Source organism: Photobacterium aquae (genome assembly GCF_001029445.1).
Taxonomy (GTDB): domain Bacteria; phylum Pseudomonadota; class Gammaproteobacteria; order Enterobacterales; family Vibrionaceae; genus Photobacterium; species Photobacterium aquae.
Map to the genome: position 1 here is coordinate 1 of NZ_LDOT01000054.1, position 21768 is coordinate 21768.

The window sequence follows — 21768 nt, forward strand, 5'->3', positions numbered from 1 at the left end:
CCACTTCCGCATTCAAATTGTTTTCATCTTCAAAAGAAGATGGTGGCTACGACGGGATTCGAACCTGTGACCCCATCATTATGAGTGATGTGCTCTAACCAACTGAGCTACGTAGCCATCTTGGGTTGCCGACTATACTCGTAATCCACAACCTTGTAAAGTGGCAGGTCTACCTGGATTCGAACCAGGGGATGACGGGATCAAAACCCGTTGCCTTACCGCTTGGCGATAGACCTGCAGATTGCTTCTTCGAAGCGCTCTCTATCACATTATAGGAAAGAGAGATGGTGCGGAAGGAGAGACTTGAACTCTCACACCTTGCGGCGCCAGAACCTAAATCTGGTGCGTCTACCAATTTCGCCACTTCCGCACTATGAACCATTTTCCGTAAAAGGAGAATGGTGGCTACGACGGGATTCGAACCTGTGACCCCATCATTATGAGTGATGTGCTCTAACCAACTGAGCTACGTAGCCATTTTTCTTTATTCCCTCATCCGTCTCACCGTGTTGGCTGCCGTCTTGGGAACGGGGCGCATTATGCTCATACCAGCGAAAACCGTCAACAGTTTTTTTGAATAATTTGGAAAAACATGGTTGTTCGTTGCTTATTTGGACGAAGTGGGCGAATGCCATGCTGATTCAAGGTGTTTTGGGAGAAAAAGGATGTTGAAAATTGTCTGCTGTTGATGACGTTAGCTGCCAAGCAACGATGAATTTCAGGGGAAAATGAAAGTCAGATAGAAAAAAAGCCAGCGTAAATGCTGGCTTTTTGTACTGAACGTCCCGCGTGGGATTATACGTTGAAGCGGAAATGCACTACGTCGCCGTCGTTGACGATGTAATCCTTACCTTCTAGACGCCATTTACCGGCATCTTTCGCACCGCTTTCACCGTTGAACTCGATGAAGTTATCGTAGCCAACAACTTCTGCACGGATGAAGCCTTTCTCAAAGTCAGTGTGGATCTTACCCGCTGCCTGTGGCGCAGTTGCACCTACAGGGATAGTCCATGCACGAACTTCTTTAACGCCGGCAGTGAAGTATGTCTGTAGGCTAAGCAGCTCGTAGCCAGAACGGATAACACGGTTCAGGCCTGGCTCTTCGATACCCAGATCAGACAGGAACTCTTCGCGGTCTGCATCGTCAAGCTCGGCGATTTCTGATTCGATAGCAGCACATACAGGTACAACTACCGCGTTTTCTTTGGCTGCGTACTCACGAACAGCGTCTAGGAACTCATTGTCCTCGAAACCGTCTTCGCTCACGTTAGCGATGTACATGGTTGGCTTAAGCGTCAGGAAGTTCAGGTAGCTGATCGCTGCAATCTCTTCTTTGCTTAGGTCGATAGAACGCGCCATACCGCCTTCAGTGAAGGTAGGCAGCATCTTTTCTAGGACTTTGATTTCAAATTTTGCATCGTTATCGCCGCCTTTGGCACGCTTGGCTTGACGCTGGATAGCGCGTTCGCAAGTGTCTAGGTCAGCAAGTGCAAGCTCAAGGTTGATAACTTCGATATCGTCAAGCGGGTTGATCTTACCAGCAACGTGAACGATGTTGTCGTTTTCGAAGCAGCGAACAACGTGGCCGATAGCATCGGTTTCACGGATGTTTGCTAGGAACTTGTTGCCTAGGCCTTCACCTTTTGACGCACCCGCTACTAGACCGGCAATGTCAACGAATTCCATGGTAGTAGGCAGTACGCGCTCTGGTTTTACAATTGTAGCCAGCGCATCCAGACGTAGATCTGGCACTGGTACAACGCCAGTGTTTGGCTCGATAGTACAGAACGGGAAGTTTGCTGCTTCAATGCCAGCTTTAGTTAGCGCATTGAATAGAGTTGACTTGCCGACGTTAGGCAAGCCGACGATTCCGCATTTAAAACCCATGGTGTGAAACCCTTTTGGTAATTACTCGGTAAATCAGTCCGGCAGCAAGCTGCCGGGACACAATTGTTATGTTGTCGACAGATTATTCAGCTTTGAATGAATGTAGTCGATTTTGTGCCTTGTTCAGGCCGTCTTTAAGCAAAAGATCCATGCAGCGTACTGCTTCATCGACAGCTGCGTCGATGTTCTCTTGCTCTTTGGCCGGGGCTTTGCCTAATACAAATCCGGCCACTTTGTTTTTATCGCCCGGGTGGCCGATGCCAATCCGAAGACGATAGAAGTCTTTGTTGTTACCCATCTTGCTGATGATGTCACGCAGGCCATTGTGGCCGCCGTGACCGCCGCCTTTTTTGAACTTGGCGACGCCCGGGGGCAGATCCAGCTCATCGTGGGCAACCAGAATCTCTTCAGGCTTGATCTGGAAAAAGTTTGCCAGAGCAGCAACAGATTTGCCGGAGAGGTTCATATACGTTGTTGGGATCAACAGGCGCAGATCCTGCCCGTTGGCCTGGATCCTGCCGGTTAGGCCAAAGTACTTGGACTCTTCGCGCAAGGTGATGTTATGCACTCGGGCAAGTTCTTCTACTACCCAGGCACCCGCATTGTGGCGGGTTTTCGCATACTCGGCACCAGGGTTGGCCAGGCCGACTAAAAGGCGAATAGTATTGCTCACGCTCGTCTCTCTCAATCATCGGGGGCTTAAATCGCGCGCTATGTTATACCAATTGCGGTGAAATTGACATCACCAGACGAAAAACGCCCCGCTGTAGCGGGGCGTTGGCAATCGGGTCGAGCGTTTTTATCAGTGCTGGAACATCGCTGAGATTGACTCTTCGTTGCTGATGCGGCGGATAGCTTCAGCCAGCATGCCAGACAGTGTCAGTACAGAAACACGGCCAGTGGCAACAATTTCGTCAGTCAGAGGGATAGAGTCAGTTACGATAACTTCGTCGATCACTGATTCGCGGATGTTCTGAGGTGCGTTGCCAGAGAACACAGGGTGTGTCGCATAGGCGAATACGCGCTTGGCACCGCGGTCTTTCAGTGCTTCGGCTGCCTTGCAAAGCGTGCCGCCGGTGTCGATCATGTCGTCGACGATGATGCAGTCACGACCTTCAACGTCGCCGATCAGGTGCATAACCTGAGAAACGTTGGCGCGTGGACGGCGCTTGTCGATGATAGCGATATCTGTGTCGTCAAGCAGCTTGGCGATAGCACGGGCACGTACAACGCCACCGATGTCTGGAGAGACAACCACTGGATCTTCCAGTTTTTTCGCCAGCATGTCTTCTAGCAGCACTGGGCTACCGAATACGTTGTCAACAGGTACGTCGAAGAAGCCCTGGATCTGCTCAGCGTGCAGGTCAACAGTCAGAACGCGGTCAACGCCCACGTTAGATAGGAAGTCAGCAACGACTTTTGCCGTAATTGGCACACGAGCAGAACGGACGCGGCGGTCTTGGCGAGCATAACCGAAGTAAGGGATTACAGCAGTAATACGGCCAGCAGAGGCACGGCGAAGTGCATCGATCATGACAACCAGTTCCATTAGGTTGTCGTTAGTTGGCGCACAGGTAGATTGAATGATGAATACGTCGCTACCGCGAACGTTCTCATTAATCTGAACACAGACTTCACCGTCGGAGAAACGGGTAACTGTTGCGTCTCCGAGAGAAATGTAAAGACGGTCAGCAATGCGTTGGGCTAGTTCTGGTGTCGCGTTACCAGCAAACAGCTTCATATCAGGCACGGTGGAAACCTCAGGTTGCGTCCAAGTTGTAGTTACTGACATTCCGTGGAAAGGGCGGTCAAGGCTGTCATAAGGGGTGATGTGTTGACACCTTTTGCGACGAATCCGTGGAGCCAGTCGGGTAATTTGTTCAGAGTTGCATCGGCCGCCTGCTGAGTGCTAAATTCAGCGAAGACACAAGCGCCAGTGCCGGTCAATCTCGATGGCGCGTATTCTAACAGCCACGAAAGAGCGTTATCAACCTCGCGGTGAAGCGATCTGACGATTTTTTCGCAATCGTTTCCGTAAATCCCCGCCAATAGGGCATCTAGTGACCGTTTTTTGCTATCCCGTTTCAGTTCCGGATGGGTGAAAATATCGACAGTTGCGATATTTACCTCTGGTTTTACCACCAGATACCACTTCTCTTCCGGTTCCGCCGGTTGGAGTTTTTCCCCGACGCCTTCGGCAAAGGCGCTAAATCCGCGTACGAATACCGGCACGTCAGCTCCCAGAGCCAAGCCAATCTCAGCCAATTCATCGGTGCTCAGGTTTGCCTGCCATAGTGCGTTGAGTGCGACCAGAGTCGTCGCCGCGTTGGAGGAGCCGCCACCGAGGCCGCCGCCCATCGGCAGGATCTTGTCGATATGGATATCGGCACCGGCGGTGATCCCGGCCCGTTCACGCAATGCAACAGCCGCGCGGTAGATCAGATTGTCTTCTGTGGCGACGCCTTCGATTGTCGGGGTCAGGTTGATGGCATTGCTGGTGTTGGCAGTGATGGTCAGGGTGTCGCCGTAATCGAGGAACTGAAACAGGGTCTGCAGTTCATGGTAGCCGTCGGGGCGTCGGCCGGTGATATAAAGGAATAGGTTCAGTTTTGCCGGAGCCGGCCATTGTGTGGTACGGGTGATCATACTGCGCTCTAGTTGATTGACCAATTATGGATGACAAGGGTTATCGACACGCCCACCGAGCTAAGCACCATCCGTTTTGGTAGTGCCGGTGTCGTCGTGTAGTCATATTCGTTATAGTCTAGCTGCCATAGCTTGCCGTTGATATCTTTGGCGAGGTAACTCAGCCTGCCGTCGGCGTTGAGCTGAAAGGTGTCGGCGGCAGTAGGCAGGCCTATCAGCCAATCCCGCATTTGGTCAATTGGCAGACGTAATCCTGTTAGTTCGCCGACGAGCTGAGTGGCGTCAGCGCCGCGGAAGGTCTTGCCTTCGTTGTTAACTAAGGTCACTTGACCTGGCCGAGCATCAAGCCTGAGCAGGGTACTGCCGAGGAAGTTGGTAAGCAGGAGGTGGTCGTGGCTTGAGGTGGTCTCCCACAGCAGGTTGGCACCAAAGCGTTGGTCGCCCTTGTAGCCCATTTTCCCCTTGGCCTGATAGCTGGAGAGCTGGCTTAGGGCTTGTTGATGGGTATCCCAGTTTGTGCGGGTATGTTCAGGTTGGCTGACACAGCCTGCAAGCAGTGACAGACAGAGTGCTATCGGGGCTGTTTTACGGACTAGACGGCAGGTTTTCACAACAGCCGGCCGGATAGAAAGCATCATCAGCATTCATTTCCTGTGAAATATTGTGGCAAAACAATAGCGGTAAACCGATCAGTTTGCCAACTTCTTGGTGTTGAATTTCTGGGATTTTTTCTCATTCTTACAGAAGGCCGTGAGAATTTTGCGCTGTGATTTCTTGAGATATACCCTATTCATTAGACCTGTGTTCTTTAATTACGCTGGGGCATCAAGTAAAATCCCGCCCTAATTCTTTTTTCATCGGCGAAGTGGTACAGCGTCTCCATGACATTGCTTGCATTAGGAATAAACCATAAAACGGCCTCGGTAGACTTACGTGAACGGGTTGCGTTTTCGCCTGAAAAAATGAAGCTGGCCCTGGAGCAACTCAAAGCTCACCCTGACGTTAACAGCGCCGTGGTGGTTTCGACTTGCAACAGGACTGAACTTTATTGCGATGTGTCTCATGCGGGTCCCGGTATTCTTATCGATTGGTTGACCCGCTTTCACCAGATCAGCACCGAAGAGCTGATGCCCAGCCTCTATTATCATGAGGAGCAGGCAGCGGTTCGTCACCTGATGAGGGTATCGTGCGGTCTGGATTCACTGGTATTGGGTGAGCCGCAAATTCTGGGGCAGGTAAAACAGTCTTACTCAGATTCTCGCGAGAGCGACGTGATCCACGGAACGCTTGAGAAGCTGTTCCACAAGACATTTACCGTAGCCAAGCGGGTACGAACCGAAACCGACATCGGCGGCAACGCGGTATCGGTGGCTTTTGCCGCCTGTACCCTGGCCAAACAAATTTTTGAATCCCTCTCCGAGGCAACAGTGTTGCTGGTCGGGGCTGGGGAAACCATTGAACTGGTGTCTCGGCATTTGGTCGAGCAGGGGTGCAACCGCCTTATTGTCGCCAACCGAACTCGGGAACGGGCCGAGAACCTTGCCCGGGAATTTGGGGCTGATGTGATCTCGCTGCCTGAGATCCCCGAACATTTGCACCGCGCGGATATTGTGATCAGCTCAACGGCAAGCCCGTTACCTATTATTGGTAAGGGGATGGTCGAAAAGGCAATCAAGGCTCGCCGCTATCAGCCTATGTTGTTGGTGGACATTGCTGTCCCTCGTGACATAGAGCAGGAAGTCGGGGATTTGAATGATGCCTATCTGTATTCAGTCGACGACTTGCAGAGTATTGTTGAAAGAAACCGTGAGCAACGTAAAGTGGCTGCTATCCAGGCTGAGGCAATTGTCAGCGAAGAAAGCGCTGCTTTTATGAGTTGGTTGCGTTCGCTTGAGGCGGTCGATAGCATTCGTGAATACCGTTGTCAGGCTGACGATATCAAAGCTGAAATACTGGCGCGGAGCCTGCAGGGCCTTGCCAATGGAACGGATCCTGAGCGGGTTCTGACTGAATTGGCCAATCGCCTGACCAACAAGTTGATTCATGCCCCGACACGGGCTATGCAGCAGGCCGCGCACAATGGCGAGCCGGATAAATTGGCCGTGATCCGTGAAACTTTAGGACTGGATTAGTCCTGTCTGATCTTGGCCGCCGAAAATGGCCATCATTATGCTGTTCCGACCTATTCAGGTCGGTTTATAGCTCAGAATTGACCAGGTAGAGAAGCCATCTCTGCCGCTTATGGAACCCAATAGAAACCGATATGAAACCTTCGATTTTAGTGAAATTGGAAACGCTGGTTGAGCGTTATGAAGAAGTCCAGCATTTGTTGAGTGATCCTGCCATCATTGGCGATCAGGACAAGTTCCGTGCGCTTTCCCGTGAGTATTCACAACTCGAGGAAGTGACCAAGTGCTTCCAGGCCTACCAGCAAGCCAAAGAGGATTTGGCGACCGCAGAGGAGATGGCCAACGAAGACGATCCTGAGATGCGCGAGATGGCGCAGGAGGAAGTTAAGGAAGCCAAGGCGGAAATTGAGCGCCTTGAAGACGAGCTTCAAGTTCTGCTGATCCCGAAAGATCCTAACGATGTGCGTAACTGTTTCGTGGAAATCCGTGCCGGAGCCGGTGGTGACGAGGCGGGTATTTTCGCCGGTGATTTGTTCCGCATGTACAGCAAGTTTGCTGAATCTCGCGGCTGGCGCATCGAGGTTATCAATGCCAACCACTCGGAGCAGGGCGGCTACAAAGAAATGATCGCCAAGGTGAATGGCGAAGGCGCTTACGGTATTTTGAAATTTGAGTCAGGCGGCCACCGTGTTCAGCGTGTTCCTGCAACGGAGTCGCAGGGCCGAGTACATACCTCAGCCTGTACCGTTGCGGTACTGCCTGAAGTTCCAGAGGCTGAAATTCCAGCGATCAATGCCGGTGATCTGAAGATCGATACCTTCCGTGCATCGGGCGCGGGTGGTCAGCACGTTAACACCACCGATTCGGCGATCCGTATTACCCACTTGCCAACCGGCATTGTTGTGGAGTGTCAGGACGAACGTTCGCAGCACAAGAACAAGGCTAAGGCGATGTCTGTGTTGGCGGCGCGTATTATTCAGGCCGAAGAAGAAAAGCGTCATGCCGAAGAGGCAAGCACCCGTCGCAACCTGTTGGGCTCGGGCGATCGCTCAGACCGTATTCGTACCTACAACTACCCACAGGGTCGCGTATCAGACCACCGTATCAACCTGACTATCTATCGTTTGAACGAGGTGATGGAAGGTGAGCTGAACGGTCTGATCGAGCCGGTACTGGTTGAGCATCAGGCTGACCAGCTAGCAGCGATGGCCGAGCAGAACTAATGTTGCTGCCGATTGATGCGCTGCTCAAGCAAGCCATTGAGCAGTTGGCGGAGGCGGGCTCTGAGAGCCCGCATATCGACGCGGCCGTGCTGCTGTGCCATGCGATAGACAAGCCGCGCAGCTACTTGCTGACATGGCCTGAGAAAACGCTGGAGCCAGCCCAGTATACGGCGTTCGATGCCTTGATGGCCCGCCGCCTGACTGGCGAGCCAGTGGCCTATATCATTGGCGAGCGCGAGTTTTGGTCATTGCCGCTGAAGGTCGCGCCGCATACCTTGATCCCACGCCCTGATACCGAGCGATTGGTTGAGCTGGCACTGGACAAAATCCCCGCGAATGCGTGTGATGTGTTGGATTTGGGGACGGGGACCGGTGCAATTGCATTGGCTCTGGCTTCCGAGCGCCGTGATATCATGGTTAGCGGAATCGACCTGCGTCCAGAAGCAGCGGCATTGGCCGAAGCGAACCGGGCTAACCTCCATATTCCCAATGCCCGTTTTTTATCAGGCAGTTGGTACAGCCCACTTGCCGATGATGAACAATTTGCCGTTATTGTCAGCAACCCGCCTTATATCGATGAGCACGATCCCCATCTTGCCCAAGGTGATGTGCGTTTCGAACCGAAAAGCGCGCTGGTGGCCAAAGACAATGGGTTGGCTGATATTCGGGTGATCAGCGAGCAGGGGCGTAAGCACCTGTCTGCCGGAGGCTGGTTGTTGATGGAGCATGGATTCGAGCAAGGCGAGGCGGTTAGGGAAATATTACATTCGCTGGGCTATGCCGAAGTAGCTACAGCACAGGATTACGCGGGACTGGACCGAGTAACCATGGGTTGCTGGCAAGGATAGAGAGGCACAAATATGTATTTTGCAGTTAAACACCTTCATCTTGTGGCGATTGCGCTGAGTGTGCTGCTGTTCGTGGTACGCTACGGGCTGATGATGGCCAACTCCAGCTGGAGCGATAAGAAGTTTTTCAAAATTACCCCGCATGTTGTTGACACCGTGCTCCTGCTGAGCGGGGTGGCGCTGATGTTTATCACGGGTTTTTGGCCCTTCACCCCTGCTGGCGGCTGGATGACCCAGAAGCTGAGTTGTGTGCTGGCCTATATTGCTCTGGGTTACTTCACGTTGAAAGTGGGTAGCAACAAGGTATTCAAAACCTTCGCATTTTTTGGCGCACTAGGCTGGTTGATGGCCGCGGCTAAAATTGCGATGACCAAAATGTCGTTCCTAGGTTAATCATGTTACGTTTTACTGAGCAAGAATTGGAGTTGGTGCCGCTGGTTGAAGGTGCACTTGAGATCACAGCAGCGGTTGCCCCCGGTTTTCCTGCCGGCTGGGTCAAGATCCAGCTTGAGAAAATGGCACAGGAAGCCGAGCATGCCCTGCTCGATGAGCCGAATGCCTATCTGCGGCTTGAGGGCCTAATCCGCCTGTTCTACCGCGAATGGGGGTTTGCCGGTGACCACGAGCAGTACTACTCTTCAGAGAATATCTATCTCGACAAGGTGCTTGAACGCAAGCGCGGGATCCCGGTTAGCCTTGGGGCGCTGTTCCTCTATGTTGCTGATCGGTTGGAATTACCGGTTGCCGGGATCTGCTTCCCCACGCAATTCGTTATCAAGGTAGACTGGCCTGAGCGTGAGGCACAGTACATTAACCCATTTGACGGCGAATTTGTCAGCAAGCGTACGATGGGCGCGTGGCTGAAGGGCCATCGTGGGCCATTTAGCGAATTGCGTAGTGAATATTTTACCCTTGCCAGTAACAGTGACGTGCTTGCCCGTTGGTTGACGGTGATGAAGAGCTCGTTTTTGCGCGAAGGGTTATTTGCAGAAGCATTGCGTTGCAGCGATGTGGTGTTAGATACATTCCGCCCAGGGGATCCGCATGAGATCCGCGATCGTGGTTTTATTTACCAGCAGTTGGAATGCGATCATGCTGCCGCGATGGATTTCGAATACTTTATCGAGCAGTGCCCGCAGGATCCGGCGGCGGAACTGCTTAAGTTGCAAGTTGAAGAATTAAGCAAGGTGCCTTTGACCTTACACTGAAAAGGCAACATAAGAGAGATGATGATGGAACAAAAAATTGTTCGCGTTGGCGACATTGAAGTGGCTAATGACAAGCCGTTCGTCCTGTTTGGTGGTATGAATGTGCTTGAATCTCGCGATTTGGCGATGCAGATCTGTGAGAAGTATGTTGAAGTGACCGACAAGCTTGGCATTCCATATGTTTTCAAGGCGTCTTTCGACAAGGCGAACCGCTCTTCGGTTCACTCTTACCGTGGTCCTGGTATGGATGAAGGGCTGAAGATCTTTCAAGAACTGAAAGATACATTCGGCGTTAAGATCATTACCGATATCCACGAGCAATATCAGGCACAGCCTGTTGCCGATGTGGTTGACGTGATTCAGCTTCCGGCCTTCTTGGCTCGCCAGACTGATTTGGTTGAGACAATGGCGAAAACCGGTGCGGTTATCAACGTCAAGAAACCTCAGTTCATGAGCCCTGGCCAAGTTGGCAATATCGTTGAGAAGTTTGCTGAATGCGGCAACGAGCAGGTGATCCTATGTGAGCGCGGTGTGCTGCATGGCTACGATAACCTGGTTGTTGATATGCTTGGTTTTGATGTGATGAAGAAAGCCTCTAAGGGCAGCCCGATCATTTTCGATGTGACCCATGCCCTGCAGTGTCGCGATCCGTTGGGTGCCGCGTCTGGCGGTCGCCGTGAGCAAACGGTGGATCTTGCCTGTGCAGGTCTTGCAACCCGCATTGCCGGTTTGTTCATGGAAGCTCACCCGAATCCTGACATGGCACGTTGTGACGGCCCATCGGCGTTCCCGCTGGACAAACTAGAGCCATTCCTAGCCCAACTGAAGCAGCTTGATGATTTGGTCAAGGGCTTCGAGGCTATCGAGATTAAATAAGGCATCGGTCCGTAAGGGCATTCTCGATGACTGCTATTGCAGCGCCTCGGGGGGATATATTCCCCCGGGGCGCTGTTTTTTTGTGCAAAAAAGCTACCGATCACAAAAAAAACGGCGATGTGAAAATTTAGTGCATCTCACTAACAGACTTTTGCTATGTCGTAGGATATCCCGCCATTAGTGATATTGCATGGTTTTTATCCCTAAAATGACACTTTCTCAGAAGTCATAACTGCCTTGTTTGATTTTTGAGAATTTAATTCTGCCTATGCATACTCCTTGCGACATTAATCTGGTAGCACGAGGAGTTTACGTGGCTATATCTCAACAGCCGACCGAAATGGTGGGTACCCAGCACAAACTAGGCTGGAACAAGCATGACACAAGTTGGATGCTGAGCCTGTTCGGTACGGCGGTCGGTGCCGGTATTCTTTTCTTGCCGATCAACGTGGGGATCGGAGGTTTCTGGTCACTGGTGATTATGGCATTGCTTGCTGGGCCGATGACGTTTTTGGCGCACCGTGGACTTGCTCGTTTTGTACTTTCGTCATCTCGTCCGGAATCCGATTTCACCGATGTGGTCGAAGAGCACTTTGGTGTTCGTGCCGGACGTATGATCTCACTGCTTTATTTCCTCTCTATTTTCCCTATTTTGTTGATCTACGGCGTTGGTCTGACCAACACGGTAGATAGCTTTATCGTCAACCAGCTTGGGATGGCGAGCCCGCCCCGCTTTGTGCTGTCTGGGGTTCTGGTCTTTTCAATGATTGCCGTCATGATGGCGGGCGAGAAAGTGATGCTGCGCGCCTTTGAAATCATCGTGTATCCGCTGGCGGCGATTCTGGCTGGTTTGTCACTGTATTTGATGCCGACATGGCAGATGCCTAGCTTGGAATTGGGCATGGATGCTGGCACGTTTGCCGTGTCGCTATGGCTGGCGGTACCGGTTATGGTCTTCGCATTCAGCCACGCGGCTGCAATCTCTAGCTTTGTCCATGTTCAGCGTCGCCACTATGGCGACAATGCCGGGGTGAAGAGCGAGCAGATCCTCAAGCGCACTTCGGTCATGTTGATTGTGTTTGTACTGTTCTTTGTTTTCTCATGCGTACTGAGTTTAACCCCGGCTCAGCTGCAGGAGGCGAAGGCTCAGAATGTCTCGGTATTGTCATATCTGGCCAATATCCATGATAGCCCGTTCATTGTTGCGCTTGGCCCGTTGATTGCGTTTATTGCTATCTCGTCATCTTTCCTTGGGCACTTCATGGGGGCTCGCGAAAGCCTAAATGGGATGATGCACAAGCAGCTATCATCGGTAGTGCCTTGTGATAAGAAGCGTGATCGAATGGGTATTGCTTTTCTGTTCGTGGCAATTTGGATTGCGGCAATCATTAACCCTAGCATTCTGGGGATGATGGAAGCGCTTTCTGGCCCGGTGATTGCGATGATTCTGTTCATCATGCCAATGCTGGCCGTATACAAGGTGGAAGCGCTGAAGCAGTACCGCGGCAAGTTCAGTACCTACTTCGTTTTGATAACCGGTGCGTTGTCGGTGTCGGCTTTGTTGTTCTCGCTGTTCTGAGCGGCATAAAAAAATAAGCCTTGGCTTGCATGGCAGGCCAAGGCTTGAGGCAGAAGAGAATTCTGCCTGTTTGTTGATTCGATGCTCTTATTACAATTTGAAGCGGTTTATCTCATGCTGCAACTGATGGGACAGTTCCGACAGTTCGGCGGCTTGTTTGGCGGCTTCGTCCGCTTCGATGGCTAATTCGTTGGAGACATCACGCATGCCTTCGGTATTGCGGGTGATCTCCGCTGTCACCGATGATTGCTCCTCAGCGGCAGAGGCGATTTGGGTTGCCATGTCACTGATGTTGCCGACGGCACTGCTGATTTGAGACAGGCTCGCAGAGGCGGCATTTGCATCATCGACGCTGGTTTCGGCCAAACGACGGCTATCTTCCATTATCCCCACTGCGCGGCCCGTTGTTTGCTGCAACGTTTCGATCATCTGCTGAATTTCTTGGGTAGACGCATGAGTTCGCTGGCTAAGTACCCGAACCTCATCGGCGACGACCGCGAAACCACGACCTTGTTCACCCGCCCGGGCTGCTTCGATAGCGGCATTAAGGGCTAACAGGTTGGTTTGCTCTGCAATGCCTTGGATCGTCGACAAGATGGTATTGATGCTTTGAGCGTGGGTGTTAAGTTCACCGATTACGCCTGTTGCGGAATCGACTTCGCTGGCGAGTCCAGTGATGGATTGTTGGCTTTGGCTGACTTGAGTCGCGCCGTGATTGGATACGGTGACGGTATCGCCCGCAGTACGTGCCGTGTTATCGGCGTTATCGGCGATTTCCAACGTTGCGGCGGCCATTTGGTTGATGGCCGTGGCAACGAGGTTAATTTCGTTTTGCTGGTGTTGGATCCGGGTGCTGCGCTCTTCAGCCTGCGACGCGGTGGCAATGGCCTGTTGACTTAATGCGTGGGAGACCTCGTTGAGGGTGGAGACCATGCTATGCATATTGCCGACAAAGCGGTTGAAGTTATGGGCTAGCATGCCGACTTCGTCGTTGCTGCGAGGCTCAAGACGCTGGGTGAGATCACCCTCACCGGTGGCGATTTCGGCCAGAGCATCCGATACCCGGGTAAGATCGCGGAACAGGTAGTTGACCAGCATGGTCACTGCACCGATAACCAGCAGGGTAATGACAATTGATGTGATGATCAACTGGCGGAGGAGTTCACTGTGTGCGGCCTGTTCAGTCTCTCTATCCATAACAATACCGAAGATCCAATCAGTATTAGGCACGTTTTTGTAGTAAACCAGTTTGTCGGCACCGTGGATTGTGGTGGTTTTAATCAGCCCAAGATCAAGCGCCTCTTGGATACGTGTCATGTCCAGGTAATCACTTAGCTGAGTGATTGGCTGCAGGATCAGAGATTGATCGGGGTGGGCGAGGAAGGTCTTGTCCTGCCGGTTGATGAGCATGGCATAGGCATTGGTGCCCACATTCATATTGATGATACTGCTGATAAGGTTGTCAATCAGCACGTCGGCACCAGCGACACCGGCAAAAGCGCCATTACGGAAAACCGGCTCGGCGACGGTGACCAGTAGGGCATTGGTGATGGCGTCGCGGTAGGCTGGAGTGACAATTTGCTTACCTGCTTGCTTGGCATCTTGGTACCAAGGACGGGTACGCGGATCGTAATCATCGCGATGACGATCAAGATGAGAGCGGATCATCTTACCGCCGACGGTGCCGAAATAGATATCGTCAAATCCAGCCGATTCTCTTGCCAGTTGCAGGTATGTAATAGGGTCGGGAGTATTGGTGTAGTCAATAACGGCCTGGGCAATTTGTTTGCGGCTATTAAGGCCATCGCCAATACTTTCGCTGGTGGCATTGGCAAGGCTTTCGGCACGGGCGTAGATCCCGGCACGGTTTTGTTGGAACAGCTGATCGGCGGCGATCCAGGTTAATGTCGCAGCCATGAGCACGACGGCAGACAGGCTGGCACCAATGAGCTTTTGTTTGAGTGATAACGACATTGCTTGCTCTTTATGGGTAGCTGGAGAAAAGTTGCAGGAGCGGATTCTATAGTCAAAATTTGGTGCTTGCACGGTAAATTGACATATTTATCATTAGTCTTAAATTTATGATAAATAAGGATTTTTGCGTATTATTCCCTATGGGAAAGTGTCAATAAATTGCCAGTTTTCTCGGTGAGAATGGAGGTGTGATAAGGCTATTTTGAAAACAACCAGTTATACCGTTTTTTATGGAACGATAGGGACGGAGTATCCAAATTGACTCGCCAACTTTCTGACGTCGTCTTTTGCAATAAAAATACGCCAAAAGAAACAGGGTTGTTGAAATGGTATATCTGTGTCTCGTTATGTTTTTTGGATGTTTAGACGTCTAGATGTTGACTCGCTCAATATGAACCCTTAGTCTAAATAAAATTTTTTATAAGATGTCCAGTAGTCATCATGCCAAACACAACACAATCTTCCGCTGGCGAGCCGGCACCGAGCGCATTAGCGCTACTCCCTCTGGGAATATTCCTTCTCCTGTTTATCGGGGTGGGTACCTATTTGACTTTGCAAGGCGTTGACTTTGCGTTTTACCAACTTCCAGCACCAGTCGCGGCACTGCCTGCGATTGTGGTGGCTATCTTGTTGAGTAAAGAGAAACTCAATAAGGCTATCGAGCAGTTCCTACGCGGGGTTGGTCATGGTGATATCGTTGCCATGTGCATGATTTATCTTCTGGCCGGCGCATTTGCCTCGGTAGCCAAGGCAACAGGCGGAGTGGATGCCACAGTGAACCTAGGTCTATCATTGCTGCCAGCTAGCATGATCCTGCCGGGTATTTTTGTGATTTCGGCGTTTATCGCGACGGCGATGGGGACCTCGATGGGTACCATTGCGGCAGTTGCCCCGGTGGCCCTTGGCATTGCCCAGACAGCCGGTATGGACGTGGCATTGACGGCGGGTGTGGTACTTAGCGGTGCGATGTTCGGTGACAACCTGTCGATTATTTCTGATACCACGATTGCGGCAACTCGCTCTCAGGGCTGCCAGATGAAGGACAAGTTCCGAGAGAATATCCGTATAGCCTTGCCTGCTGCTGTAGCCGCCATTCTTCTTTTCCTCTTTAGCAGCACCGCGAGTGAAGTACCTGCTACTGGCGAGATCGAATGGCTGAAGGTACTGCCGTATATTACGATTTTGGTGCTGGCGGTATCAGGATTGAATGTTTTTGTTGTGTTGAGTATCGGTATTCTGCTGGCGGGTGGTATTGGCCTGGTATCCGTGGCGGATTACAGCTTGGCAGGTTACGCCAAAGATATCTATGCGGGCTTTGGTAACATGCAGGAAATTTTCTTGCTGTCGATGATGATTGGCGGTATCGGTGAGCTGATGCGTCAGCAGGGTGGTTTGGCTTACCTGACCCAACTTGTCAGCCGAGTGATCCGTGTGTTCAGCAAAGGGCATAGTCAGGGGCAGAATCTACGTGCCAGTGAGTTGGGTATTGCTGGCTTGGTGAGCATGACTAACTGCTGCACGGCAAACAATACCGTTGCGATTATTGTTTCGGGCGGTGTTGCCCGCGAACTGGCTGATGAGAATGGTGTCACCCCGCGTCGTTCAGCGAGCTTGCTCGATATCTTTTCGTGTGTGGTCCAAGGCGTGTTGCCGTACGGGGCTCAGGCTCTGTTGCTGGGATCGGTATTTGCTCTTTCTCCTCTGGAAGTGGTGACTCACTCTTATTATTGCTTCTTCTTGGCGATTGCCGCTGTTGTCGCTGTTTTTGTTAAGCATCCATCACGGCAAGCGGTGACTGCGTAATCATCATGTAGTTGCTTTTGCATTCAAAGCCCCGCTTCGGTGGGGCTTTTTTGTGCGCTGACGATGTTGATTGTATTTTTTTGCTAACAGTATGGTGATCTGGTCAACATATTAGTGAAAACTACACAACACTGATCAGCAAATAATTTAAACTGGCTCCTGTAATACCGATTTGGTCGGAAAATCTTAATATAATCAGGTAAAAGGGAACCCCCATGAAGCAACGCTTTTTTGCCCACACAGCCATGGCGGCTGCGGTACTGGCTACGCTTTCTGGCTGCGCTAGCCAAAACGAAACCACACAACAACCTTCTTGGCAGGCGGATACCACATATAAGCTAACCATCCTTCATACTAATGACCATCACGGTCGTTTCTGGCAAAACCAATATGGCGAATACGGCATGGCGGCGCGCAAGACGCTGCTTGACCAGTTGCGCGCAGATGTGGCGGCAGAAGGCGGGACGGCATTGTTGCTTTCTGGTGGGGATATCAATACCGGTGTACCTGAATCCGATCTGCAGGATGCAGAGCCTGACTTCAAGGGTATGAATATGCTGGGTTACGATGCGATGGCGTTGGGTAACCACGAGTTCGATAACCCGATAGAGGTTCTGCGCAAGCAGGAAGAGTGGGCGGAGTTCCCGATGCTTTCTGCCAATATTTACGACAAGGCAACCGGTAAGCGGATGTTCCAAGCCTATGAAATCTTTGAGCAGCAAGGGCTTAAGATTGCCGTTATCGGCTTGACGACTGAAGACACGGCCAAAATCGGCAACCCGGAGTATATCGGCGGGGTTGAGTTCCGTGATCCGAAAGCGGAAGCGAAGAAGCTGATTGCCGAGCTTCAGGAAACGGAAAAACCGGATGTGATCATTGCAGCAACCCACATGGGCCATTACGAAAATGGTAACCGTGGGGTGAATGCCCCAGGTGATGTCGCTCTGGCCCGTTATCTGGATGAAGGTGATCTGGATATGATTGTGGGCGGTCACTCACAGGAGCCTGTGTGCATGGAAGGACCAAACATGTACAACAAGAACTTCAAGCCTGGTGATGAATGTAAGCCAGACCAGCAGAATGGTACTTGGATTGTACAGGCCCATGAGTGGGGCAAATATGTTGGCCGTGCGGATTTTGAATTCAAAAACGGCGAACTGAAAATGGTGAGCTACAATCTAATCCCTGTGAACTTGAAGAAGAAAATCAAGCTTGATGACGGCAGCAGCAAGCGCGTGTTCATTCAAGATGAAATTGCCGAAAATACTGATGTAAAGGCGTTCTTGCAGCCTTATCAGGAACGCGGCCAAGATCAGTTAAATATCAAGATTGCTGAATCGAACGGTAAGCTTGAGGGTGATCGCAGTGTGGTTCGTTTCGAGCAGACCAACCTGGGGCGTTTGATTGCCGCTTCCCATATGCAGCGTGCAAAAGCCGACTTCGCCGTGATGAACTCTGGCGGCGTGCGCGACTCTATTGCGGGTGGCGACATTACCTACAAGGACGTTCTGACCGTTCAGCCGTTTGGCAATATTGTGACCTATACCGATATGACCGGCGCTGAGGTTTTGGACTACTTGAATGTGGTGGCAACCAAGCCGGTTGATTCAGGGGCCTATGCCCAGTTCTACGGTATTTCAATGACCGTTAAAGACGGCAAGGTGAGCAATGTGAAGATTGGCGGCAAGGCGCTGAACCCGTCAGAGACTTACCGCTTCACGGTACCTAGCTTCAATGCCGCAGGCGGTGACGGTTACCCTAAAATCAGTGGCCATGCCGGTTATGTGAATACGGGATTTGTTGATGCTGAAGTACTGAAAGAGTTTTTGGAAAGCAACAGTCCAATTGACGTAAACGCATTTGCACCAAAAGGTGAAATTCTTTACAAATAAGCCTTAGCTTAATTTCAGTGGAACGGCTCCTTTATAGGAGCCGTTTTTTTATGGCGTGAAAAGCGTATGATTAATACTAATCTGATTCGTTAGATTGGTATTAACCGTTAAAAGAGAAGTATCAGTATGACTCCGGCGATAAAATTAGCGAAGAAACAAGGGATCAACTACCAAGTTCACCAATATGAGCACGATCCTGCGAATACGAACTTTGGTTTGGAAGCGGCAGAGGCTTTAGGGCAAGATCCACAGCAGGTTTTTAAAACACTATTGTTCGCCTTGAATGGCGACCCTAAAAAGCTTGCTGTGGCAGTTGTGCCTGTGGTCGGAATGCTTGATCTCAAAGCGGCTGCGAAAGCGGCGGGGGGCAAAAAGGCAGATATGGCTGATCCGGCCATTGCCGAGAAGACGACGGGTTACATTGTTGGTGGGATCAGCCCGTTAGGCCAGAAGAAGCGCCTGCCAACGTTTTTGGATCAGTCAGCCCAGCAATTTGATACGATCTGTGTCAGTGCCGGGCGCCGAGGGTTGGAAATTGAGCTTGCCCCGGCTGATTTGTTGCTATTGACCGGTGGCCAGATGGCTGCGGTCGCCAAGCTGTAATCTTGCTACGATGGCCGTCGCCTTTCATCAAATCAACCTCAACCTGTTGGCAACCTTGCATGTTTTGTTGCAGGAATGCCATGTCAGCCGTACGGCCGAGCGCCTGTGCCTGACCCAGTCGGCGGTCAGCCGGTAGTTGATGCAGTTGCGGGAGCTTTTTGGCGATCCCCTGCTGGTCCGGGACGGTAACCGCCTCTTGCCAACCCCCAAGGCAGAGGCCATGATGCCGCGACTTGCTGAGTTGCTCTGTGGTTGTGAGGCATTGTTGGTTGGGGACGCGTTTTCCCCGTCCCATTGGAAGGGGCCGATGGTGATGGCCTCGTCGGATTATGTCGCCCAGTATATTTTCCCCGATATCGTTGCCCTGATGGAAAGCGAAGCGCCGTGCTTGGCGCTGCAATATCGCTTGTGGTCACCGGAGTTGTTGCCGCAACTGGCTGACTCGGATATCCAGCTTTTTTCCACGATGCTACCTGCTATCCCTGATGGGGTGTGCGGTGCGGCGATAGGCCGTGATTCGCCGGTTTGTGTCATGCGCCAAGACCATCCTTTGGCTGGCAGGACGGTGTCGCTCGAGGATTTTGTGGCTTACGGCCACATAAGAGTTTCGGCGGGGGGAGACAAGGACAGCTTTGTTGACCGCGAACTGCAGGCGTTGGGCATGGCCCGCCGGATTCAGGTCTCGGTACCGTTTTTCAATGCGGCTTTCCAGTCGCTGTGCCGTACCGATATGCTCATGGTACTGCCGGAGCATATCGCGCGTAATATGGCCTCGTTTTTCCCTATTACCCATACTTCCTTGCCTTTGCCGGTTCCCGAGCACCGTTACTGGCTATTGTGGCACCCGCGTTTTGATATCGACCCTGCCCATAGTTGGTTTCGCCAGCAGGTTTTGTCGGTAATGCGCCAGTCGATGTACTCTATTCAGCCTGCCTGCATCTAAACTTGCTTATGAAAAGAGCTCATGAGCCTGATGATTTCTTTTGATTTCTCATCATAGCGTCATATTGCTACTGTTTCCCCATTCACGTTGTCTCTGTGTTGTTGTTTCGCTGGGATTATAAAAAATAAGGGGTTTTCATGACAGTGAGTATCTGGTTGTCATTGTTGGCAGTCTGTTTGCTTGGGGCGATGTCGCCAGGGCCGAGTTTGGCCGTAGTGGCAAAGCATAGCCTGGCCGGAGGGCGGCTGCATGGTATTGTCACGTCGTGGGCTCATGCTGCCGGGGTTGGGGTGTATGCGTTGATCACCTTGCTGGGTTTGGCGGTTGTGCTAAAACAGTCCCCACTATTATTTCAGGGGATCACGTATGCCGGTGCTGGCTATCTCGCTTATCTAGGGATCAGGGCGCTGCGTTCTCAAGGTGGGGTGGCAGCGAAACTGGCGGCGGGCAAACCGGCTAGCTTGTTGGAAGCGGCTCGTGACGGAGCCATGATATCAATATTGAACCCCAAACTGGCACTCTTCTTTCTCGCCTTGTTCAGCCAGTATGTTGCCGTTGGGACGGAGTTCGGCAGCCGGGCGATCATTGTGGCGACCCCTTTGGCCGTGGATGGTTTGTGGTATACCTTGATTGCCGTTGTTCTATCCAGTCCCAAAGTATTGGAGACATTGCGCTCGCGGGCAAAAATGATTGACCGTCTATCAGGTGTTGTGCTGATTTTACTGGCATTGCGGGTGGTTATTCAGGTGTAGCCTACTGTTTGGTTGCGATATGAAAAAGGAGCCGTTGGCTCCTTTTTGTTTGGTGTGGTTTTAGCCCCGGCGTTGGCTGTGGCGCTCACGGTTCTCGAGTTTTTTCTCCGGGCTTTTTTTCAACATAACATAAAGCGCGCCGTTACCGCCGTGCTGGCGCAGGGCTGAGTGGTAGCACATAACATCGTCGATTTGTTCTAACCATGTGGAGACATAGCTTTTCATCAATGCGGGCGGATTCGATTTCTCCCCTTTGCCATGGACAATCATGACGGCTCGGAGATCCATCCGTTGGCATTGGCGAAGGAAGCCCAGCACTTCATCTCGGGCATCTCGAAGGCTTTTTTTGTGTAGATCGAGGCGGGCTTGGATATCGTACTTGCCCAGCCGGAGCTTACGGAAGACCCCGTCTTGTACGCCGCTGCGTTTGAATTCCAACATATCGTCGGGTTTGACCATTTTTGCATAGTCCAGCGATAGATATTCTGGGTCGCCGTCAGATAAGCTTTGGGCGGCTTGCTGGCGGGCTAACTGGGCATCGCTGACTTGGTGTTTTTGAATGGTCTCTATTTTGTCCTGTTTGATAGGCGCAACATCGGACATCATTGCTCGAAATAGGTCGAGTTCATCATTCTCAGACATGGTGTTACAAGAAAATTGGAAGGTGATGGTGTGATTATATACCCAAGCAATTTCAAGACAACTTGCCCTTGGTGAGTGTATCAGCTCCTCCTTTTTTCGGGAGCCCGTAAAATTGGTCGCTAAGGCTAAAGAAAATCAGGGCCATTACCGATATATGGCCCTGGAAAACAGCAAATTGCTTTGCTTATGGCATTTTAGTGAGGAGCTGGGGATGACAGAACTTTGTAGACAAAGTAACCGCCAAAGAAAAGCATTAACCCCAAAGCGGCAAAAATGACAAGGATAGAGGAGAGGCCAACGGCATTGCCGAATAAGAGGTCTAACCAGAAATCCATAGTTGCATCCTTTCGCGAGTGGGGTGGTATCAAGATACGCAATGAAAGCACTTTGTTATGATGACCTAGATCAATGGTGTAAAAGTTGTTGTTAATATGTGTCTTTCGGTGCGCGTCTGATCACTTTTTATTCGTTGTTGCTACAACAATGAGCAGTTATTTATGGAAACGAAAAAAATTCTTTTCCACCCCTTGCGAAATTCGTTCTGGGGAGTATTATTAGCCACCTCAGCAGCGACACTGCTGTTGAGCGGTAAGGTAAAGCCTTACAATTGTCGGTGAATAGCGCAGTTTGGTAGCGCATCTGGTTTGGGACCAGAGGGTCGGGGGTTCGAATCCCTCTTCACCGACCACTATTTAAAAATGGTGGTTTGTAGAGAACCGCTGTTAATGCCGGTGAATAGCGCAGTTTGGTAGCGCATCTGGAT

19 protein-coding genes, 5 tRNA genes and 1 pseudogene are annotated in these 21768 nt (G+C 51.4%); 13 read left to right on the top strand and 12 right to left on the bottom strand.

The window, feature by feature from the left end; all coding sequences use genetic code 11:
- Positions 1-40 precede the first annotated feature (40 nt).
- From ABT56_RS22190 to lolB, 9 genes are all read right to left on the bottom strand, one after another.
- Positions 41-117 (bottom strand) — tRNA-Met (locus tag ABT56_RS22190).
- Between the two features lie 44 nt (positions 118-161).
- Positions 162-236 (bottom strand) — tRNA-Gln (locus tag ABT56_RS22195).
- A 49-nt stretch (positions 237-285) separates the two neighbouring features.
- Positions 286-370 (bottom strand) — tRNA-Leu (locus ABT56_RS22200).
- A gap of 29 nt (positions 371-399) precedes the next feature.
- A tRNA-Met gene (locus ABT56_RS22205) sits at positions 400-476 on the bottom strand.
- A 319-nt stretch (positions 477-795) separates the two neighbouring features.
- A complete protein-coding gene (gene ychF, locus ABT56_RS22210; protein ID WP_047881107.1) occupies positions 796-1887 on the bottom strand; it encodes a redox-regulated ATPase YchF in 1092 nt (363 codons plus the stop codon).
- A gap of 82 nt (positions 1888-1969) precedes the next feature.
- Complete coding sequence (pth, locus tag ABT56_RS22215; RefSeq protein ID WP_047881108.1) at positions 1970-2560, bottom strand: aminoacyl-tRNA hydrolase; 591 nt, start codon at positions 2558-2560, stop codon at positions 1970-1972.
- A gap of 129 nt (positions 2561-2689) precedes the next feature.
- Positions 2690-3637: a ribose-phosphate pyrophosphokinase gene (locus ABT56_RS22220; protein WP_047881109.1), complete on the bottom strand. Its 948-nt coding sequence runs from the start codon at positions 3635-3637 to the stop codon at positions 2690-2692.
- A gap of 32 nt (positions 3638-3669) precedes the next feature.
- Positions 3670-4533 carry a 4-(cytidine 5'-diphospho)-2-C-methyl-D-erythritol kinase gene (gene ispE / locus ABT56_RS22225; RefSeq protein WP_047881110.1) on the bottom strand — a complete coding sequence of 288 codons (864 nt, stop codon included), beginning with the start codon at positions 4531-4533 and terminating at the stop codon, positions 3670-3672.
- A gap of 8 nt (positions 4534-4541) precedes the next feature.
- Positions 4542-5171 (bottom strand): lipoprotein insertase outer membrane protein LolB, encoded by a 630-nt coding sequence (gene lolB / locus ABT56_RS22230; protein WP_240478379.1) that lies wholly within the window; start codon positions 5169-5171, stop codon positions 4542-4544.
- A gap of 243 nt (positions 5172-5414) precedes the next feature.
- Between lolB and hemA the strand changes: the two genes are divergently transcribed.
- The 7 genes from hemA (at position 5415) to ABT56_RS22265 (ending at position 12396) form a co-directional block, all read left to right on the top strand.
- Positions 5415-6665 (top strand): glutamyl-tRNA reductase, encoded by a 1251-nt coding sequence (gene hemA / locus ABT56_RS22235; protein ID WP_047881111.1) that lies wholly within the window; start codon positions 5415-5417, stop codon positions 6663-6665.
- A 131-nt stretch (positions 6666-6796) separates the two neighbouring features.
- On the top strand, positions 6797-7885 hold the full coding sequence (gene prfA / locus ABT56_RS22240) for a peptide chain release factor 1 (protein WP_047881112.1): 1089 nt from the start codon (positions 6797-6799) through the stop codon (positions 7883-7885).
- On the top strand, positions 7885-8733 hold the full coding sequence (gene prmC, locus ABT56_RS22245; RefSeq protein WP_047881113.1) for a peptide chain release factor N(5)-glutamine methyltransferase: 849 nt from the start codon (positions 7885-7887) through the stop codon (positions 8731-8733). The genes prfA and prmC overlap by 1 nt, the downstream gene beginning before the upstream one ends.
- 12 nt (positions 8734-8745) lie before the next feature.
- Entirely contained in the window at positions 8746-9126 is a 381-nt protein-coding gene (locus ABT56_RS22250) for a SirB2 family protein (protein WP_047881114.1), read from the top strand.
- A 2-nt stretch (positions 9127-9128) separates the two neighbouring features.
- Positions 9129-9941, top strand: a complete 813-nt coding sequence (locus ABT56_RS22255; protein ID WP_047881115.1) for a SirB1 family protein — start codon at positions 9129-9131, stop codon at positions 9939-9941.
- A gap of 21 nt (positions 9942-9962) precedes the next feature.
- The gene (gene kdsA, locus ABT56_RS22260) at positions 9963-10817 is read left to right on the top strand and encodes a 3-deoxy-8-phosphooctulonate synthase (protein WP_084722471.1); all 855 of its coding nucleotides are present in this window, start codon (positions 9963-9965) and stop codon (positions 10815-10817) included.
- 340 nt (positions 10818-11157) lie between these two features.
- On the top strand, positions 11158-12396 hold the full coding sequence (locus ABT56_RS22265) for an SLC5/6 family protein (RefSeq protein ID WP_047881125.1): 1239 nt from the start codon (positions 11158-11160) through the stop codon (positions 12394-12396).
- A 90-nt stretch (positions 12397-12486) separates the two neighbouring features.
- Here the strand turns inward: ABT56_RS22265 and ABT56_RS22270 are convergent, their stop codons facing one another.
- Complete coding sequence (locus ABT56_RS22270; protein ID WP_047881116.1) at positions 12487-14370, bottom strand: methyl-accepting chemotaxis protein; 1884 nt, start codon at positions 14368-14370, stop codon at positions 12487-12489.
- 441 nt (positions 14371-14811) lie between these two features.
- Here ABT56_RS22270 and ABT56_RS22275 point away from each other — a divergent pair, with 441 nt between their 5' ends.
- The 5 genes and pseudogenes from ABT56_RS22275 to ABT56_RS22295 all read left to right on the top strand — a co-directional run bounded on the left by ABT56_RS22275 (position 14812) and on the right by ABT56_RS22295 (position 20363).
- Positions 14812-16173, top strand: coding sequence for a Na+/H+ antiporter NhaC family protein (locus tag ABT56_RS22275; protein ID WP_047881117.1), 1362 nt, complete (start codon positions 14812-14814; stop codon positions 16171-16173).
- Between the two features lie 215 nt (positions 16174-16388).
- On the top strand, positions 16389-18065 hold the full coding sequence (gene ushA, locus ABT56_RS22280) for a bifunctional UDP-sugar hydrolase/5'-nucleotidase UshA (RefSeq protein WP_047881118.1): 1677 nt from the start codon (positions 16389-16391) through the stop codon (positions 18063-18065).
- A 126-nt stretch (positions 18066-18191) separates the two neighbouring features.
- Positions 18192-18668, top strand: coding sequence for a Cys-tRNA(Pro) deacylase (gene ybaK / locus ABT56_RS22285; protein WP_047881119.1), 477 nt, complete (start codon positions 18192-18194; stop codon positions 18666-18668).
- Positions 18669-18678: 10 nt separating this feature from the next.
- Positions 18679-19611, top strand: a pseudogene (locus ABT56_RS22290) (LysR family transcriptional regulator).
- A 137-nt stretch (positions 19612-19748) separates the two neighbouring features.
- Positions 19749-20363 (top strand): LysE family translocator, encoded by a 615-nt coding sequence (locus ABT56_RS22295; RefSeq protein ID WP_047881120.1) that lies wholly within the window; start codon positions 19749-19751, stop codon positions 20361-20363.
- Positions 20364-20423: 60 nt separating this feature from the next.
- Here the strand turns inward: ABT56_RS22295 and smrA are convergent, their stop codons facing one another.
- Both smrA and ABT56_RS23780 read right to left on the bottom strand, forming a co-directional pair.
- Complete coding sequence (gene smrA, locus ABT56_RS22300) at positions 20424-21005, bottom strand: DNA endonuclease SmrA (protein WP_047881121.1); 582 nt, start codon at positions 21003-21005, stop codon at positions 20424-20426.
- Positions 21006-21199: 194 nt separating this feature from the next.
- Positions 21200-21340 (bottom strand): DUF3149 domain-containing protein, encoded by a 141-nt coding sequence (locus ABT56_RS23780; RefSeq protein ID WP_047881122.1) that lies wholly within the window; start codon positions 21338-21340, stop codon positions 21200-21202.
- 276 nt (positions 21341-21616) lie between these two features.
- Here ABT56_RS23780 and ABT56_RS22310 point away from each other — a divergent pair.
- Positions 21617-21693, top strand: a tRNA-Pro gene (locus ABT56_RS22310).
- Positions 21694-21768 lie beyond the last annotated feature (75 nt).